General features: G+C 25.0%; 1 protein-coding gene. It reads left to right on the top strand.

What is annotated here, in order from left to right; genetic code table 11:
- Window positions 1-568, top strand: a 568-nt coding sequence (locus tag HMPREF9088_RS12175) for a hypothetical protein (protein WP_007209395.1), incomplete at both ends; no start/stop codon positions are given.

Genomic DNA, 568 nt, shown 5'->3' with positions numbered 1-568 from the left:
GATGGTATATTGTATCAACAACATTTATACATGAATTATGCCATTATATTACAGCTAAGGTGTTTGGATTTAAAGTTAGTAAATTTAAAATAGTTGCTTATAAGGAATTAAAAGAAAAAATTGATATCCAAAATTTTGGGGAAGTAGAATTTACACCTGAAAATAAGAATGGAAATACTGGCTTTAGTGAAATGATAGGTAAAACAATTACTGGATTAGCACCTTTTTTATTAGCCTTTGTAGTTTTTATAAATTTTCTAGGCTTTGATTTAATGTCTGAAGCAAATAGTATGTTTTTTAGTTTTGATGACATAATTAAAAGTCCATTATTGATTTTTGATGTATTAGGTTTTGTTAAGTCTTTATTTTTAATACTTTTATTTACATGTTTGCTAACAGCTACAAGCACTTTATCAAAAGAGGATATTGATATTGCTACAAATAAAGATAATCTATCAGCAAATATTTATCTAGGATTTTACTTAATAATAGTTTTAGTTGTAAATTACCTAGTATCAATAACTACTGGCAATATACTACAGCAAATTCCAATATCTTTAGTAATATT

The organism is Enterococcus italicus DSM 15952 (assembly GCF_000185365.1).
Taxonomy (GTDB): Bacteria; Bacillota; Bacilli; order Lactobacillales; family Enterococcaceae; genus Enterococcus_G; species Enterococcus_G italicus.
The sequence above is the reverse complement of the archived record's forward strand: the minus strand, read 5'-3'. Positions and strand labels throughout refer to the sequence as shown.